Here is a 17,486-nt window from a genome sequence, read left to right on the forward strand (position 1 = left end):
CCTACGACGAACACACCGCCTGGGCACACCGCGCACAAGCCGCCGCTTGACACTTAGCTCCCAGGGATGTCTCGCGGAGTTGAGGTCGGAAGATCAGGCAGCCAGCGGCGAGTAATCGGTGGTGCGTTGCCGGGCGGGGCGGCCGATGCCTTCGGCGATCGCGACGAGCTCGGCCACGGTTTTCGCCGAGCCGTTCTCCGAGCCGGCCATCCGGGAGATGGTCTCCTCCATCAACGTGCCACCCAGATCGTTGGCGCCCCCGCGCAGCATCACCTGGGTGCGTTCGACACCGAGCTTGACCCAGCTGGTCTGAATACTGGGGATCCGGCCATGCAACATGATCCGCGCCAACGCATGCACCGCCCGGTTATCCCGATGCGTCGGACCCGGCCGCGCCCCACCCGCCAAATACAACGGCGAGGACTGATGCACGAACGGCAACGGCACGAACTCGGTGAACCCGCCAGTGCGGTCCTGGATCGAGCGCAACACGTTGAGGTGCCCCACCCAATGCTTGGGGGTGTCGACGTGGCCGTACATCATCGTCGAGGACGACCGCAAACCGACTTCGTGGGCGGTGGTGACCACGTTGATCCACTCCGAGGTGGGCAACTTGCCCTTCGTCAACACCCACCGCACCTCATCGTCGAGGATCTCCGCGGCGGTGCCCGGGATGGTGTCCAGGCCGGCTTCGCGCAGGCTGGTCAACCATTCGCGCACCGACAACCCGCTGCGGGTCACGCCGTTGGCGATCTCCATCGGGCTGAAGGCATGCACATGCATCGAGGGCACCCGGGCCTTGACCGCGCGCACCAGATCGGCATATCCGGTGACCGGCAGTTCGGGGTCGATACCACCCTGCATGCAGACCTCGGTCGCGCCGGCCACGTGGGCCTCCCAGGCCCGGTCGGCCACCTCGTCGGTGGACAACGAGTAGGCATCGGCGTCGCCTTTACGTTGGGCGAACGCGCAAAACCGGCAACCGGTGTAGCAGATGTTGGTGAAGTTGATGTTGCGGTTGACCACGAACGTGACGTCATCCCCGACGACGTCACGGCGCAGCGCATCGGCCAGCGCGGTCACCGCCTCCAACGCCGGACCGTCCGCGGTCGCCAACGCCAAATACTCGTCGTCGCTGCAGCCACCGGGATCACGTTCGGCCGAGCGCAGTGCGGCCAGCACATCGGTATCGATACGCTCCGGGGCCCGTGCCGCCAGCTCAGAGACCTTGGCCCGGATCGATTCCCAATCCCCGAACGCGCTGTCCAGATCGCTGCGGGTCTCGGTCAACCGGCCCTCGGAGTCGATCGCGGCATGCAGATCGGTGCGGCCCAACGATTCTGATGCTTCGTCGGGTTCCTGCCACGGCCGCCCGACCGGGTTGACGTCGAGGGCGAACCCGGTGTCGGCATCGGCCAGCGCGTCGACGTGCCCGCGCACCCGCGGATCGATCCAGGCCGCCCCGGCCTGCACGTACTGCGGTTGTGCGGTGAGGCGCTGCACCAGGTAGTAGCCGGCCTCACCGGTGACGTCGGCCAGATCCTCCAGCGCCGGCCACGGCCGTTCCGGGTTGACATGATCCGGGGTCAGCGGCGACACCCCGCCCCAGTCATCGACTCCGGCACCGATCAACGCCAGGCACTCATCCCGCGACACCAGATTCGGCGGGGCCTGCACCCGCATCTTGGGCCCCAGCACCAACCGCGTCACCGCGATCGTCGCCAGGAAATCCTCCATCCCCGCATCCGGGGCCGACGCCATCGCAGTGTGATCCTTGGCCCGGAAGTTCTGCACGATCACTTCCTGCACATGACCGAACTCCTTATGGGAGCGACGGATCGCATGCATCGTCTCGGCCCGCTCGACCAGCGTCTCGCCGATCCCCACCAACAGACCCGTGGTGAACGGGATCGACAACCGCCCGGCATCATCGAGCGTGCGCAGCCGCACCGCCGGATCCTTGTCCGGACTGCCGTAATGCGCCTGGCCCTTGGTTTCGAACAACCGCCGGGAGGTGGTCTCCAGCATCATGCCCATCGATGGCGCGACCGGCTTGAGCCGCGACAGTTCCGACCAGCTCATCACCCCCGGATTGAGGTGCGGCAGCAGACCGGTCTCCTCCAACACCCGGATCGCCATCGCCCGCACATAATCCAGCGTGGAGTCATAGCCCCGCTCATCGAGCCATTGGCGGGCCTCGTCCCACCGAGCCTCCGGGCGGTCACCCAACGTGAAAAGAGCTTCCTTGCAACCCAACTCCGCACCGCGGCGCGCCACATCGAGGATCTCGTCGGGCTCCATGAACATCCCCAGGCCCGCAGAACGCAGCTTGCCCGGCACCGTGACGAACGTGCAGTAATGACACGTATCCCGACACAAATGGGTCACGGGGATGAACACCTTGCGCGAATAACTCACCGGCAACCGGCCACCAGGTCCGCGCCGGCCCGCCGACTCCAGACCCGCATCGCGCACCCGCGCCGCGCTGGCACACAGATCGGCCAGATCCTCACCACGCGCCGTCATCGCGACAGCGGCCTCATCCACATTCAAAGCCACGCCATCACGCGCCCGACGCAACACGCGCCGGAGGGCCCCTGAAGTAGGCGCTGCAGACTTCGGTGGGACAGCCGGGGTGGGCAGATCGGCGCCGTGCTGGGGGTTCAGAGCCACTCCCGTTTAACCCCGTCGGTGTACACAATCATCCACGCGTCTCACATTCTGAAACCAATGCGCCCGCCATATCGGCCACAGTAGACCCAGGACATCAGGCGAGTGCGGCGCCCTTCTGGGACACAGACTCTAAAGGAGCGACGAACGGGTTGGCGACCGCGTAAGTTGTTTCCATCGGGAAGGGGAACCGAGGGGAGCCGCTATGCCCATATCCGTCCGTTCGTATCTCGTCGCGGGAGCCGCCGCGGCCACCGCCACAGCCATCGCTGTCACCCCGATCCACGTCGCTCCGGCCGATATCGCCGTGCCCGCCCACCCCACTTCCACTCAGCCGCAATTGACGCAGGCCATGATCGACCTGCTGGCCGCCGCCAGCCGGATGACGGCCGCCGTCACCCCTAAACCGTCCTCGGGAGGCGCACCCGCATTGGGTGTGGCCCCGGCGGCGGCCGTGACGGCACCGGTCACTCCCCAGCCCACCGCGATAGCGATCGCGCCCAATCTGGCCAACACGATCGATCAGCTGTACGGCGATATCGAGCCGTGGGTTCAGTACGGCTTCGAGGTTGCGGCCTCCATCCTGGGCTGGGTCCCGTGGGTCGGTGGTTGGGCAGGCGGCCTGCTCATGGACGGCTACACGTTCGGCGAGTCCCTCGTCGCCAGCGGCGTCTACAACTTCACCGACTGGCTGCGCGGTGACGGCGGGATCGTGACGAACCTGGCCGACTTCGGAGTCGATGCCGTCTTGGCCGTTGCCTGGCTCGGCCTCGACGTGGTGAATACCTTCATTCCGCTTCCGCCGATTCCGCTGCCACCGCGTCCGCCGCTGCAAGGGCCGTTTGCGGCCGCCGCTCTGGCCGCGCCGGCCACTACGTTCGGGGCGGCGATCCAGAATCCGCTCACCTCCCTCACCGACGCAATCGCCAAAGCCGGTGCGGACTTCGCCGCCGCGATCAAGACATTGGGAATTCGGGGGGCCGCGGGAACCGCCGCGGCCGAGGCGAATCCGGTCGTCGAAGTCGTCAAGGATGCGGTCGAGGGCGCCGAGGACGCCTCGAAGAACCTTGCGACCGGCGTGGCCGACGCAGTCGAGACCGTTTCGAACGATGCCGGCGAGCAGTTGGAACATCTCATCGATGCAGGGAAGCTCAAAACCGCTCGGAAGGACGACGTTGCCGTCGTCCCGAACGTGGTCAGCCAGTCCCTCCGCGGCGCCGGACCGGGTGCGGCAATCGACAGCGCCGCCGAAACCGAGAGCACCGTCGGTACAGCGCTCGAGGAGACGCAGCCGGACACGCCGCGAGCCCGTCTGGTGCGGTCGGGTCGCGATGGTGTCCGCACCGCCGTCGGCAACACCACGGCCGACGTGAAAAGGGCCACCGACAGCGTGCGTTCGGCGTTCAAGGCGGCCCGCGACAAGGCAGCCGGGCAGAGGGCCGACCGGGCCGACGCGAAGACCAAGGACGCGAAGACCAAAAAGGCCGCGTCCGAGCGCGGTAAGTCCAAGACCACCGGCGGCAAGAAGTCCGACACCGGCAAGTGAGTCAGCGGCGGTGATACCGGCGCAGCATCGCCGCCGCGGGTAAGGCACCGACGGCGATGAATATCAGTGAGCTGTAGGCCATCAGCCCGCGCCCGGCAAAGATCAGGTCTCCCCCGGGGCCACCGAATGTCATCAGAACGACGGTGGCCAGCCAGGTCCACAGCGGCAGTGCCGCGATCCGCATGGAATCGGTCCAGTACATGGCTGCCCACACCAGCGCAGTGTTCACCGCTCCGGCGGCCAGTGCGCTCACCGGAAACGGGATCGAGCCGACATACGACGGCAGCAGTAATGCACCTACGACGGCGGAAATCACGCCGTCAACCGCGAGCAGTGCCAGGACGATGCGACCCAGCACGAGGTCTGAAGGCGGGGTCAGGTCGGAATGCTGTCGAGCAGACCAACCAGCGAACCCACCACCCACTGGAAGTTGTCCGCACGGTCCTGCCAATGCTGCAGGTTCGGATCCAGATCGGGGTCCATGAATGTCCCTTCGACGCCTCTGATTCAGGAGGAGCTTACCGCGTCCGGTTTTGTCCATTCCAGGTTCAGTCCGGCCAGCAGGTCGGTTTCCCAACCCTGGCCGTTCCGCTCGCCCGCGTCGCCCGCCACAAGCACGTAGTGCTCCTCACCGAGGATCGGCAGGGCGAGTTTGTTGGACAGGGCGAAAGCCTCACCCGTGGTGGCGACGGTGACCTGGGTGGCGTGCGCACGCATCGCGGCCACCTTGGCCGGCAGCTGCGCCGTGACGTCGACGACGGCGTCGATGCGATCGTCCGGGTACCCGAACGGCACATCGCTGACGTCGATCCGGATCCAGTCCGCGGGCACGTCGGGTAGACCTTGGAGTCCGGCCCGCATGGCGCTGCTGGCCATGACCGTCCAGTAGAACTTGGGAACGGACCAGCCGCTTTCGGCGGCCGCGGCGACCGCCGCCGCCGTGACACGATGGGTTTGTTTGTGGTCGGGATGTCCGTACCCACCGTCGGGGTCGTAGGTGACGACGACGTGCGGGCGCATCTGCCGGATGATCGTCGCCAGTTCCCCGACGGCTTCCTCCATGTCGGCATCGATGAAGCGGCGGTGTTTGCGCACCGGCGTACCTTCCATGCCCGAGTCGCGCCAGTGCCCCGGCCCGCCGAGAAAACGGGGCGCCTCGAGTCCGAGTGCACCCAGCGCCTTGGTGAGCTCGCTGATCCGGTATCCCCCGAGTTGGTCGGCGTGGTCGACGGCCAACTGGGCGTACTGGTCGCCGATCACCTCACCCTCTTCGCCAAGGGTGCAGGTGACCACCTGCACCTCGGCGCCCAGCGCGGCGTAATGCGCGATCGTGCCGCCGGTGGTGAGGGTTTCGTCATCCGGGTGGGCGTGGACGAACAGGAGTCTGGGGGCTTCGTTGGGCATCGGTAGAGACGATAGTCGCGCGTGGGTGGTTGCACACCGGCCGCCAAAACCGACGACGAAATCCGTAGTTTTCAAATTGGCCGAGGCTGTCATTTAGTTGCTCACGCAAGCACGATCTGAGTTCGGACAGTCCGGACACCGCCGTGACATGCGTCGCATTGCTGTGCACGTGTTTTACAACTCACAACGAGGTGTCCAACGTGTGCACGCTAACTCGACGACCATCCCCGAGGCCCCATTACCGCTGGGTAACGTAACCGAACTTACCCTCGACAGCTTCGCTGGCAACGCCTTGACAGTGTATGTCATCTATTTGCTGTACGGACGCCTAAAGCCTGCCGATAATCGCTACTTGCGGTATCGCAATAATGTGATATATGGCGACAAAATCGCGACGACCTGCAATGAAACATGTTTGTCGGGCTCATTAGCCGAGCAGTACGAGCGTTCTGGTTAGCCGGAAAATAGTTCGAAAAATTTGCAGACAGCCCAACTTACTTTCAGGTAACTTCTGCGCCGCCCTAGTTACGCTCCCGTAAGGAGATTCCATGCAACTCGCTGCTCGGTCGTACTTGGCCGCGGGGGTGGCACTCGTCGGTGCCAGCGCCATCGCAGTCAGCCCCATGGCGCCACCGGCGCCGGATGTCCACCTGCCGGCGGTTCACGTGTCGTCCGCTTCGGTGGCGCTGTCGGCCCAGGCCAATCCGCTCGAATTGTGGGCCGAGGTGATCGGCGCAGCATTCGAGAACATCGACGGCCTGGGCCAGCAGGTAGCCGCCGACCCCGCCCCGATCCTCACGCAGATCATCGCCAACCAGCTGCACAGCGTGAATGTCCTGAACGGGGCGGCGCAGACAACGATCGACGGCTTCAAAGACGCCTTCGGAACCGAGTCGTTCCTCAGCTTCACCAATGCGCTCAAGGACTCCCTCGACATGATCGCGGCCGGCGATTTCGAGAACGGCCTGGGCGGCGTGGTGTCGAGCCTCGTGCTTCTGGCCCTGCCACTCCAAACGGGAATCGGCCAGGCGTGGCCCGCCATCGCCCAGCCCTTCGTCAACTTCGGTCAGTTCGTCGCCAAGGTGAACGACAATGTGCCTGCCCTGCTGGCCAACGGACTCCTGTCTCCGTTGATGGCGTCCGCCGCCGCCACCGGCCACAGCCTCGACAGCATCGTGAGCGCGGCGAAGTCCGCCGACTTGGCGGAGTTCGCCACTGCCTTGCTGAACACGCCCGCCACGGTCACCGGCGCCTTCCTCAACGGATACGACATACAAGGCTCTCACTCCGCCGGCTTCCTCACGGCTGCAGAAGGATGGCTGCCCGGCGGGACGATCGCCACGGTGATCAAGACGATGTCCGACATCGCCAACTCGATCAAGACTCCCGGCACGGACCGCGGCAACCTCTTCGGCAATCTGCCTGGCCTGTCGGTTACGCCCGACACGGCCGCGGTGAACTCGACCCTGCTCGCCGACCCCACCACAGTGACCCTCGATGTGGCACCCACCAAATCGCTGACGGCCCGCGTCTCTGCCGCACCGGCCGGCGCCGAGGTGGAGAAGACGGAGTCGGCGCCGATCAGCAACGCAGACACCACTTCTGGCGAAGCAGCTGACGCGGACACAGCCACGGCACCAGCTGCCAACGATGCTGCTGCTCCTGCGGCCGACGATGCCACGAAGTCCGTCACCAAGCTGTCGACCAAGGCATCGCCGAAGACCGCCACGGGACGGACCAAGGCGACCTCCGCCAAGGCCGTCGGCGAGCAGGTGAAGTCGGCGGTCAAGAAGTTGACCAGCGGACTGAAGAAGGACAAGGTCGCCAAGAAGCACACCGAGAAGAAGACGGAATCGTCGAACGCGTCCAAGGGTTCGGACAACGCTGCCTGACCACTAGCGGTTCAGCGGGCCTCGACGGATCACTTCCGCGGGGCCCGCTGCACTGTCATCTGGTCTTGATCCAGTTGCCCGCATCACCGACGATGCCGACCGGCACCGCGCCGGACAGGCTCACGTTCTGCACGCTCGGGCCGGCGGCGACGATGGTGGTGTCCTGCAGGATCGGCAGCACCGTGGACATGTTCCACAGCCGAGGCTCGACAGCCTGGATGACCTCGGCGATGTTCTCCGAACCCTCCAGTGCCGCATCGATTTTCGGCTGCATGCTGCGATCACAGACGCCGGTGATGTTGCTCGGCGCCTGCACCAGTGCATCGGAATCAGGTGCCGGCGCCGGCCGGGTCGGGGTCGGCGTGGTGGTCGGTGTGGCGGGCGCCGCACTCGTGGTCGCCTTCGGGGTCGGCGACGGTGGCACACCGGGCACCGCGGTGGAGACCGCCGTCGCCTCCAGTGCCCGACAGCCGTAGCGTGAGGCAAGGCTGGTCGCCAGGTCTCCCCCGGCCTGTCGCCAGCCGACGACGGCGTCCACCCGGTTGTTGGTCAACGCCTCCCCGTACAGCGCGACCGGGTCGAGAGCCAGCACCGAGGCGTCGATGCCGACGTTGCGCAGTTGGTCGGCGGCGGTGTTGGCCACCGCTATCGAGGTCGGATCGTTGGACGCCACTCCGAGGACCAAGGCCAAGGCCGCGCCGTCCTTGGTGATGCGCTGCCTGCCGTTGGCGGGCTCGGCCGGGCCGCCGGGCGCCGGCGGCGCGGCCGGTTCCACCTGGTAACCCGAGGCGCGCAACAGATCCAGTGCGGCCTCCCGCGGCATCGCCGGAGGCGCCGTCGGCACATAGCCGGGATCCGACGGGGAGCGCACCTGGGCCTGCGCCAAGGTCACGGTGTTGTCGTCCCCCGCCCCCACCGAGGCCAGCAGATCGACGTCGATCAAACCCAAAATGGCCTTCCGCACCTGGACTTCCGCCAGGGCCGGCTGCTGTCCGCGCAACGTCAACTGCATCACCCGCGGGGTGACGATCCGGGCGGTACGAACATCGGGGATTGCGCTCAGCTGAGCGAAAGTGGCTGCGCCACCGTGGACTTGGGCCACCTGGGTATCGCCGTTGCGGATCGAATCGGCAAGAGCGGCCGGTGCGCCGCCACGGCGGAACAGCACCAGATCCGGCTTGGCCGGCACACTCCAGTACCGATCGTTGCGGGCGAGCAGGATCTCATCCCGCTGCGGGTCGATGCTCTCCACCCGGAACTGTCCGCCGGTCACCGGCAACGCGCGGGCCAGGCCGGCCCCGAAGCCACCGGGAATGTCCTTGACGATATGGGCGGGCAGGATGTCGTTGAACAGTTCGCGCCAGGCCGGATAGGGCTGGGAGAAGGTCACCACGGCCTGCTTGCCGCCCTCGACCGATTGCACGCCGGTGATGAGGTCATACCCGGCCGGATCGACAACGCCCGGCTGGCTGACCATTTGGCGCCACAGATACCAATAATCGTCGGCGGCGATCGGGGCGTTGTCGGTCCACTGCGCCTCGGGACGGATCTTGTAGGTGACAGTGAACGGATTGTCGCTTGTCACCTCGGCCGATTCGAGCAGGGTGGGATCGAGTTCCCAGTGCGAACCGGTCGGGGACTTCGGGTCGGGCACCGGCCGGAACGAACTCGGCAACACCATCGCGGAGACGGCCGCGTTCACCGGGGACTGATCGGAGAGCAGGTGCGGGTTGAAACCCGGCCCGATCGAATCGATGGCCATGATGACCTGCGTCGCCTTCATCGGCGGGGGCGGCGTGACCTCGCTGGTCTCAGTGCTTTGCGGGGCGGGCGGCGGACTCACCGTGCAGCCGCTGAACAGGAGTGCCGGCACCGATACGAGCGCCCCGATCGTCAGTTGGGCGCGGCGGCGGGGGGTCGGCACGCCAATCAGGGTATCGACCCACCACACCCGCGATCGCACACACCGCCGCCGCGTCGACCCGGCGAAAAGCTCGGCCGCCGCAAAAAATATTTGCTGGAATACCGTCGGGTCGCGGTCTTGCCGGATCGCCGCACCGACCCGCAGATCGGCAAAAATTGCCAGTTCAGGACGGTGCCAACCTGCGCTTCGGACGCCCCGGAGCGGAACGTCATTCTCAACCGATTAGTTCGCCGCCGTGGTTATGTTCCTGGTATTCAACACGCCGGACAAGGGGACCTATATGTATGTCGGAGTGAAGAAATCGATGACGGCGGGATCGGCGATTCTGACCGCCGGTGTTGTCGCTCTCAATCCGGTGACCGGCCCCGTGCCGGATCCACCGAAGGCAGTACAGACGGTTCAGCTGAACCTGTCTGCTGTGACCAACCCGCTGGAGGCGGGCGCCATCCTGGCCGGAGGCATCTCGTCGTCGCTGGACGTGTTGGCGTCAGAGATCCTCGAATTGCCCGCGGCCCTGATCGTCGGCGCCTACGACTTGGGCCAACAGAACAACAAGGGCCTCTACTTCACGGCCCGCCAGTACGTCGACGCGCCGTGGGCGATCGCCTCGCCCACGTTCGAAGCCCTGGCCCAGATCTTCCCGGAGCCGCTCGGTGGCACCGACGGCGACCCGTGGAACAACACACCGGCCGATGGTGCGATCGTGGACTTCGTCGACCAGGTGCTCTGGGCCGGCGCCGAGGCGGTGAATGCGCAGATCGCCCAAGCCTTGAACGTCGACCCGGCCACCGGCAACCCCTTGGATCCGGTTCAGGCCGGCCCACCGGCGAACCTGGCCCAGGGCGCGATCACGCTGGCGGTCGGTATCGGCGGAACGGCGGTACGCATCCTCCAAGGTGTCGCGGTGTCCCCGCTGACCGTGGCTCAGTTGGCCGTCGGTATTGCCGGGGCACTGACGACGGGGAACAACACACCGCTGTATCGGACGGTCCGCAACATCATCGACGCGCCGCTGTGGGCGGCTGATCCCACGATCGACGCCCTGGCCAAGGTGATGCCCCGACCGCTGGGCGGAACCGACGGAAAGCACGAGGTGTCCTCGGCGCAAGACGGCCAGATGATCAAGTTCCGGGACAAGGTGCTGTGGGGCGCCACCGACGCGGCACGACGGGCGGTCGCAAAGGCGCTCGATGTCGACCCCGCGAACGGTGACCCGTTGCCCACCGTCCGGGCGATCAAGGCCGACGACGCTGTGAAATCCGACGAAACACCGTCGAGTTCAACGTCTTCAAGTTCAGCACCTTCGAGCACCGGCACGGCCACGACACCGGCCCGGCTGGCGGGCCGGGTCTCCGGCAGCACGAGCGTCGAAAAGTTCGTCCCGGGCGAGGACAGCTCCGCACGGGCGACGAAGCACGCCACCGAGACTGCCACGAAGCCGAGCCCGACCACGGTGCGGACTCAGGTCAAGCAATCCGGCAACCGGCTCGACACGGCTGTCAAGGGCCTGCGCGACCGACTGCGCGGCAACACCAAAAAGCCTGCCGCGCAGAAGGAATCCACGCAGAGGACGTCGGCGAAGAAAGCCTCCGCGGACGCCGCCGACTAGCCGCGCGCCTTGGCCCGCGCCTTGGCCCGGGCCCGCAGCGAGGCCGTCAGCTCCACCTTGCGCACCCGGACCACCTCGGGGGTGACCTCGACGCACTCGTCCTCGGCGCAGAACTCCATGGCTTGCTCGAGTCCCAACTCCAGGGGCCGAGCCAGCGTCTCCATCACGTCGGCGGTCGAGGACCGCATGTTGGTCAGCTTCTTCTCGCGCGTGATGTTGATGTCGAGATCCTCGGCGCGCGGGTTGATTCCGACCACCTGACCCTCGTAGGTGTCCTGGCCGGGCTCGACGAAGAACTGTCCACGGTCGGCCAGCTGGATCATCGCGAAGGGGGTGATGGAGCCGGACCGGTCGCTCACCAACGATCCGGTGTGGCGGGCCCGGATCTCCCCGGCCCACGGCCGGTAGCCCTCGAACACGGCATTGGCGATGCCGGTGCCGCGCGTCTCGGTCAGGAAGTCGGTGCGGAACCCGATCAGTCCGCGGCTGGGCACCACGAAGTCCATCCGCACCCAGCCGGCGGCGTGGTTGGTCATCTGCTCCATACGGCCCTTGCGGTTGGCCATCAGCTGAGTGATGGCACCGACGAACTCCTCGGGACAGTCGATGGTCAGTTCTTCGAACGGCTCGTGCAGCTTGCCGTCGATGTTCTTGGTGACCACCTGCGGCTTGCCGACGGTCAGCTCGAAGCCCTCGCGGCGCATCTGCTCGACGAGGATGGCCAGCGCCAGCTCACCGCGGCCCTGCACCTCCCAGGCGTCGGGGCGGCCGATGTCGACGATCCGGATCGACACGTTGCCGACGAGTTCGGCGTCGAGGCGGTTCTTGACCATGCGGGCGGTCAGCTTGTGACCCGACACCCGGCCGGCCAACGGCGAGGTGTTGGTACCGATGGTGACCGAGATGGCCGGCTCGTCGACGGTGATGCGCGGCAGCGCGTGCGAGTTGTCCGGATCGGCCAGGGTGTCGCCGATCATGATCTCGGGGATGCCCGCGACGGCGACGATGTCGCCCGCCACGGCCTCTTCCGTCGGGTTGCGGTCGACGCCCTCGGTGGCCAGCAGCTCGGTGATCTTGGCGTTGGTGATCACCGGCGAGCCGTCGACCTCACGCATCCAGGCCACCTGCTGGCCCTTCTTGATCTTTCCGTTGTAGATGCGGATCAGCGCGAGACGGCCGAGGAAGGCCGACGCGTCGAGGTTGGTGACGAGCGCCTGCAGCGGCGCCTCCGGATCCCCGGACGGCGGCGGGATGTGCTCCATCAGCACGTCGAACAGCGGGTCGAGGTTCTCGCCGTCCGGGTTCTCGCCGTTGGCGGGCTGGGTCGTGGAGGCGATGCCGGCGCGGCCCGACGCGTACAGCGTGGGCAGGTCCAACGCCTTCTCGGCTGCGGCCTGGGCTTCGTCGTCCAGGTCGGAGGCGACGTCGAGCAGCAGGTCGTGGCTTTCCTCGACCACCTCGGCGATCCGCGCGTCCGGCCGGTCGGTCTTGTTGACGACCAGGATCACCGGCAGGTGCGCGGCCAGGGCCTTGCGCAACACGAACCGGGTCTGCGGCAGCGGGCCCTCCGAAGCGTCGACCAGCAGCACCACGCCGTCGACCATGGACAGGCCGCGTTCCACCTCGCCACCGAAGTCGGCGTGGCCGGGAGTGTCGATGACGTTGATCACCGTCATGGTGCCGTCGGGGTGATGACGGTGCACTGCGGTGTTCTTCGCCAGGATGGTGATGCCTTTTTCTTTCTCCAGGTCACCGGAGTCCATCAGGCGTTCCACGGCATCGTCGCCGCGGTGCGTCAACGCACCCGACTGCCGCAACATCGCGTCGACTAGGGTCGTCTTACCGTGGTCGACGTGTGCGACGATGGCGACGTTTCTGAAACTGGGCCGTGAATCCACCCTGCGATTCTCGCAGGTAGGCCGGTCGATCACGAAAACGAGAGAGCCCCGTCACGTTGAAGGCCGCCAAGCTCGCCACGTTGAAGCCCAAGAAGAAGTGCTGTCGCAGCAAGCCTCGCTGCAAAAGGTGCCCGGTCGTACTGCACAAAGTGGCCAAGGCCGAACGTAACGGCCTGCACGGTAAAGAGCTGGAAAAAGTCTTCAAACGGGCCAGGAAGGCATGACGTAGGCCGACTGATCTGTTCGGGCGGCAGACACCGCCTTCGCGAGTACCGTTTCAGGTATCCGTCACGTTGCGATGGGCGTGCTTGGAGGTACCAGTCATGACGGTTTACGAAGCGCTCACAGTCGCTTTGATCATGGTGCTCGCCGCGGGGACAACGGTGGCGATCTATGTGGGCCTGGCCAACTGGATCGGCGCCTGCTACATGGTCCGGTGCAGCGAATGCCACCACCTCACCTTTGCCTCGGCGAACCGGCCGCAGGCGTCCTGTGCGCACTGCCGCCACCCGATGTTGCTGCACCCGCTGTACGCGACGCAGCACCCGGGCCACGCGGTGCGGGTGGTCGGCGACCGCTTGCGTTACTGATCGCCGGCCGCGGTCTGCTCCCCTTGGTAGTGCGGGACACCGCGGCTGCGGAACTGACGGCCAGTGACCTTCTCGGTGCGGATGCGGACGAAGTGGTCGCGTCGACCGTCGACCCACGGCTGCACGAACGTCCCGGCGACTTCCACCATCTCGTCCACGTCGGTGACCGTCTCGGCGTGTCCGACGACCGTGACGCTCCAGCCGGTGTGTAAGTCGGCGTCGAGTTCATCGGCCTGGAAGGCGACCACCTGATGGTCGGTGGCGGCGATCAGCTTCGGGCCGCCGGCCACGCGGATCACCACATCGTCGTGCCAGAGCCGAAAGTTGACGGGCTGCACCGCCGGCAAGGCATCCTCGGTGAACACCAGCCGGCCGACCCGCACCCGCCCCAGCAGATCCAGGCACTGCCTGCGGGTGAGAACGTCGAGCTCGGATCCTTTGGTCACGATGGTCAAACTCCTTCGACGAGCAGCAGGGTCCCTACCGGGGTGGAGCGCCAGTGGCCGGTGCTGATGGTGGTCAACCGCTCGACCGCCCGGGCGATGCCGTCGGCGAGTTCGTCCACATCCGGAGCTGCGTCGTAATCGCCGATGACGCCGAACACCAACCGGTCGGCATAGCTCATGATCGCAATACCGGTCCGCAGATGCAGTGCCAACGGCGGAATCGGCAGCAACCGCACCACCTCACGTCCCATCACCCGCAACGTGTTCCGAGGGCCGGCCACGTTGGTCGCCAGGGTAACCACACCGCGCTGAGGAAGACGGGCCGCGATGGCGCCCATGGCCAGGCTGGCGTGCGGATCGGAATCCTCGGCTTCCAAGAACCCGGCGTCAAGTGCGGTCAACTGGTCCATAGAACCATCGTCTGCCTGCCGCGAGTGGCGCAGACAGGGTCAAAGGTCCTCTGCTGGTCACCAACCACGCCGGTGCGGCTGAGATCCGACCAGCTCGCCACGTCCGGCGACGTCGCGGCTGCGATACACGACATACGGCCGGAACAGGTAGCCGATCGGCGCGCTGAACACGTGGACCAGTCGGGTGAACGGCCACAGGCAGAACAGCACGAGCGCGATCATCACGTGGATGTGAAAGTACAGCGGCGCCTGGGCCATCAGGTCACCCCGAGGCTGCAGGATCCAGATCGAACGGAACCAGGGCGAGACGGTTTGGCGGTAGTCGTGTTCGGCGCCCTCGGGGGTGGCCCCGATCGCCGTGCAGACAAAGCCGGCCACCATCGCCGCCACCAGCACCAGATACATCGTCTTGTCGTTGACCGTGGTCGCCATGAAGACGGGGCCGGTGGTGCGGCGGCGGTAGATGAGCAGGGCGATACCGACCAGGGCCGCGATGCCGGCGATGCCGCCCAGGACCACTGCCTGCAGGTGGTAGACGTGGTCGCTGATCACCAAGTCCATCCAGGATTCGGGGATGAACAAGCCGATGACGTGTCCGATGAACACCACGAGCATGCCGAAGTGGAACATCGGGCTGGCGATCCGCAGCAGCCGCGACTCATACAGCTGGGAGGACCGCGTGGTCCAGCCGAACTTGTCGTAGCGGTATCGCCACCAGGTGCCGACGGCGACCATGGCCAGCGTCACGTACGGCACCACGTCCCAGAAGATCTCCCAGCCCGACATCAGAGCACCTCCTGCGCTCGGCGGGGCGGCACGGTCAGCTGGAATGGCTGCAGGCCGACGGATTCCGCCGGGGGTCCGGACATCATGAGCCGTGCGACGTCATCGACGGAGGCCGGCGCCGGCAAAGTGGCGTCCACCGCCGCGACGACAGGCGCATACGGCGAGTGTGAATCGGCCAACGCACGGGCCACCACACCGATCGGCACCCGGTATTTCGTGAGCAACCGCCGGCCCGCCTCGGGATCCACTGTGGCGGCGAACTCCAATACCACCGGAAGGTGATCAGGGGCTTCACCTTTCGGCATCTCGACACCGGCGGCGCGGTAGGTCTGGGTGAATTCGACCATGTCGGCGCCACGGTTGCGGGTGTCCCCCGACGTCCAATAGGTCAACAACATCGTGCACCGCCTCTGCAGGTCGAAGGTCTCGACATACTCCTGTGCCAACTCCATCGGTGACCGAAGGCTCAGCCCGACAACGGTTTCGTCCAGCAGCGCCCGCGGCGCACCGGTGAGGTGATCGAGCAGGCGAGCCGCGGCCTGCAGCCGATCGGCATGGTTGTCGTCCGGGTAGGCGAGCATCAGGGATGCGGCCTGCCACACCAAGCGGTCCTGCAGTCGGTGCTCGGATCGAGTTCTGCGCTTCCTCACTGGCCCTCCTGTCAATCCTGCGGGAACATGCCCGAAGGCACTCCCCTGCCGTCCCAGTTGAGCAGGTTGACCCGCGAGGGACGATCGGCGTTGGCGGCCATGCCCCCGGTGGTCTGGCGGTGCTGCAACGCATGGAAGGTCTCCACGGCCACGGGCACCGGCCCTCCGCTGGCCTCACCGAACGGGCCCGACTCGTACATCCCCGGGCCGCCTTCGAAGGACAGCGAGCAACCGGGCTCCTCGGCCCCGGGGATCGCCTCGGCACTGTAGGCGGTCGGGATGACGTAACGCTCTTCGTATTTCGCCAATGCCAGCAGCCGGTACATCTCGTACATCTGCTCCTCGCTCATCCCGACCGCCGCCGGGATGTGCGGCTGGGTCTCGCGCCCGAGATTGATGTCACGCATGTAGGACCGCATCGCGGCGAGCCGGCGCAGCACCCCTTCGACGACGGCGGTGTCCCCGGCGGTGAACAGCCCGGCCAGGTACTCGATCGGGATGCGCAGCGCTTCCAGCGCGCCGAACAGGTTCCCGACGTCTTCCCCGTCGTGCCCGTCGCGGCTGACGGCATCGACGACCGGCGACAGTGGCGGGATGTACCACACCATCGGAACCGTCCGGAACTCCGGATGTAGCGGCAGCGCAACGCCGTAGGTGTGGATCAGCTTGTACACCGGCGAGCGCTGGGCGGCCTCGATCCACTCGTCGGAGATGCCCTCGGCCCGGGCCCCGGCGATCACCTCGGGGTCGGTCGGGTCGAGCAGGATCTGCCGCTGCGCCTCGTAGAGGTCCTTGTCGTCCGGTACCGACGCGGCCTCCAGCACCCGGTCGACGTCGTACAGAACCAGACCGAGGTAGCGCAACCGCCCCACGCAGGTTTCCGAGCACACCGTGGGCAATCCGACCTCGATGCGCGGATAGCACAGCGTGCACTTCTCGGCCTTGCCGGTCTTGTGGTTGAAATACACCTTCTTGTAAGGGCATCCGGAGACACACATGCGCCAGCCGCGACAGCGGTCCTGATCCACCAGCACGATGCCGTCCTCGGACCGCTTGTACATCGCACCGGACGGGCAGGACGCAACGCACGACGGGTTCAGGCAGTGCTCGCAGATTCGCGGCAGGTAGAACATGAAGGTCTGCTCGAGTTCGAGCTTGATCTGTTCGCTGACCTGTTTGAGGATCGGATCTCCGGGCACGATCTCCGGCGAGCCGGCCAGATCGTCGTCCCAGTTGGCCGACCACGACACCTTCATCGGTTTACCGGTGATCAGGCTGCGCGGCGGCGCGGTGGGGATGTGTTCACCGAGCGGAGCCGAGGTCAGATTCTCGTAGTCGTAGGTCCACGGCTCGTAGTAGTCCTCGATCGAGGGCAGCTTCGGGTTGGCGAAGATCCTGGCCAGTTTGGCCAGCCGGCCACCGTCGCGCAACCGAAGCCGGCCGCGGCGGTCCAACTTCCAGCCCCCGCGCCACTTTTCCTGATCCTGGTAGGTGCGTGGATAGCCTTGTCCGGGGCGGGTTTCGACGTTGTTGAACCAGACATACTCGGTACCGGCGCGGTTGGTCCAGGCCTGCTTGCAGGTCACCGAACAGGTCTGACACCCGATGCACTTGTCGAGGTTCATCACCATCGCCATCTGCGCCATGACTTTCATGTAAGC

Annotated in this window: 13 protein-coding genes and 1 pseudogene; 4 read left to right on the forward strand and 10 right to left on the reverse strand. The window is 66.2% G+C overall.

What is annotated here, in order from left to right:
* Positions 1 to 93 precede the first annotated feature (93 nt).
* Complete coding sequence (locus tag A5740_RS14490) at positions 94 to 2,673, reverse strand: bifunctional FO biosynthesis protein CofGH (RefSeq protein ID WP_076195115.1); 2,580 nt, start codon at positions 2,671 to 2,673, stop codon at positions 94 to 96.
* Between the two features lie 202 nt (positions 2,674 to 2,875).
* Here A5740_RS14490 and A5740_RS14495 point away from each other — a divergent pair, with 202 nt between their 5' ends.
* Entirely contained in the window at positions 2,876 to 4,216 is a 1,341-nt protein-coding gene (locus tag A5740_RS14495) for a hypothetical protein (protein ID WP_076195117.1), read from the forward strand.
* 1 nt (position 4,217) lies between these two features.
* Here the strand turns inward: A5740_RS14495 and A5740_RS14500 are convergent, their stop codons facing one another.
* Together A5740_RS14500 and mshB are read right to left on the reverse strand one after the other, a co-directional pair.
* The gene (locus A5740_RS14500; RefSeq protein ID WP_076195119.1) at positions 4,218 to 4,640 is read right to left on the reverse strand and encodes a hypothetical protein; all 423 of its coding nucleotides are present in this window, start codon (positions 4,638 to 4,640) and stop codon (positions 4,218 to 4,220) included.
* Positions 4,641 to 4,723: 83 nt separating this feature from the next.
* Positions 4,724 to 5,620, reverse strand: a complete 897-nt coding sequence (mshB, locus tag A5740_RS14505) for an N-acetyl-1-D-myo-inositol-2-amino-2-deoxy-alpha-D-glucopyranoside deacetylase (RefSeq protein WP_076195121.1) — start codon at positions 5,618 to 5,620, stop codon at positions 4,724 to 4,726.
* A gap of 548 nt (positions 5,621 to 6,168) precedes the next feature.
* Here mshB and A5740_RS14510 point away from each other — a divergent pair.
* Positions 6,169 to 7,512 carry a hypothetical protein gene (locus tag A5740_RS14510; protein WP_139335131.1) on the forward strand — a complete coding sequence of 448 codons (1,344 nt, stop codon included), beginning with the start codon at positions 6,169 to 6,171 and terminating at the stop codon, positions 7,510 to 7,512.
* A 55-nt stretch (positions 7,513 to 7,567) separates the two neighbouring features.
* Here A5740_RS14510 and A5740_RS14515 read toward each other — a convergent pair whose 3' ends face one another.
* A complete protein-coding gene (locus A5740_RS14515) occupies positions 7,568 to 9,442 on the reverse strand; it encodes an ABC transporter family substrate-binding protein (RefSeq protein ID WP_139335137.1) in 1,875 nt (624 codons plus the stop codon).
* 298 nt (positions 9,443 to 9,740) lie between these two features.
* On the opposite strand from A5740_RS14515, the gene A5740_RS14520 reads away from it, so the two are divergent.
* Positions 9,741 to 11,045 carry a hypothetical protein gene (locus A5740_RS14520; RefSeq protein WP_139335132.1) on the forward strand — a complete coding sequence of 435 codons (1,305 nt, stop codon included), beginning with the start codon at positions 9,741 to 9,743 and terminating at the stop codon, positions 11,043 to 11,045.
* Here the strand turns inward: A5740_RS14520 and typA are convergent.
* A complete protein-coding gene (typA, locus tag A5740_RS14525) occupies positions 11,042 to 12,943 on the reverse strand; it encodes a translational GTPase TypA (RefSeq protein WP_067770247.1) in 1,902 nt (633 codons plus the stop codon). The two genes, A5740_RS14520 and typA, sit on opposite strands and share 4 nt — an antisense overlap.
* A 323-nt stretch (positions 12,944 to 13,266) precedes the next feature.
* Here typA and A5740_RS14530 point away from each other — a divergent pair, with 323 nt between their 5' ends.
* Positions 13,267 to 13,533, forward strand: coding sequence for a hypothetical protein (locus A5740_RS14530; protein ID WP_076195126.1), 267 nt, complete (start codon positions 13,267 to 13,269; stop codon positions 13,531 to 13,533).
* Here A5740_RS14530 and A5740_RS14535 read toward each other — a convergent pair.
* From A5740_RS14535 to narH, 5 genes and pseudogenes are all read right to left on the reverse strand, one after another.
* On the reverse strand, positions 13,527 to 13,979 hold the full coding sequence (locus A5740_RS14535; RefSeq protein ID WP_076195186.1) for a pyridoxamine 5'-phosphate oxidase family protein: 453 nt from the start codon (positions 13,977 to 13,979) through the stop codon (positions 13,527 to 13,529). The genes A5740_RS14530 and A5740_RS14535 overlap by 7 nt on opposite strands.
* Before the next feature lie 5 nt (positions 13,980 to 13,984).
* Positions 13,985 to 14,299, reverse strand: a pseudogene (locus tag A5740_RS14540) (WS/DGAT domain-containing protein); the annotation flags it as partial.
* 147 nt (positions 14,300 to 14,446) lie between these two features.
* Positions 14,447 to 15,175, reverse strand: coding sequence for a respiratory nitrate reductase subunit gamma (gene narI, locus A5740_RS14545; protein WP_076195128.1), 729 nt, complete (start codon positions 15,173 to 15,175; stop codon positions 14,447 to 14,449).
* Entirely contained in the window at positions 15,175 to 15,756 is a 582-nt protein-coding gene (gene narJ / locus A5740_RS14550) for a nitrate reductase molybdenum cofactor assembly chaperone (RefSeq protein WP_175616259.1), read from the reverse strand. Before narJ ends, narI begins: the two co-directional genes overlap by 1 nt.
* 80 nt (positions 15,757 to 15,836) lie before the next feature.
* Complete coding sequence (narH, locus tag A5740_RS14555; RefSeq protein ID WP_076195132.1) at positions 15,837 to 17,480, reverse strand: nitrate reductase subunit beta; 1,644 nt, start codon at positions 17,478 to 17,480, stop codon at positions 15,837 to 15,839.
* Between the last annotated feature and the right edge of the window lie 6 nt (positions 17,481 to 17,486).

The organism is Mycobacterium sp. GA-1841, from assembly GCF_001954135.1.
In the GTDB taxonomy this organism is placed as follows: domain Bacteria; phylum Actinomycetota; class Actinomycetes; order Mycobacteriales; family Mycobacteriaceae; genus Mycobacterium.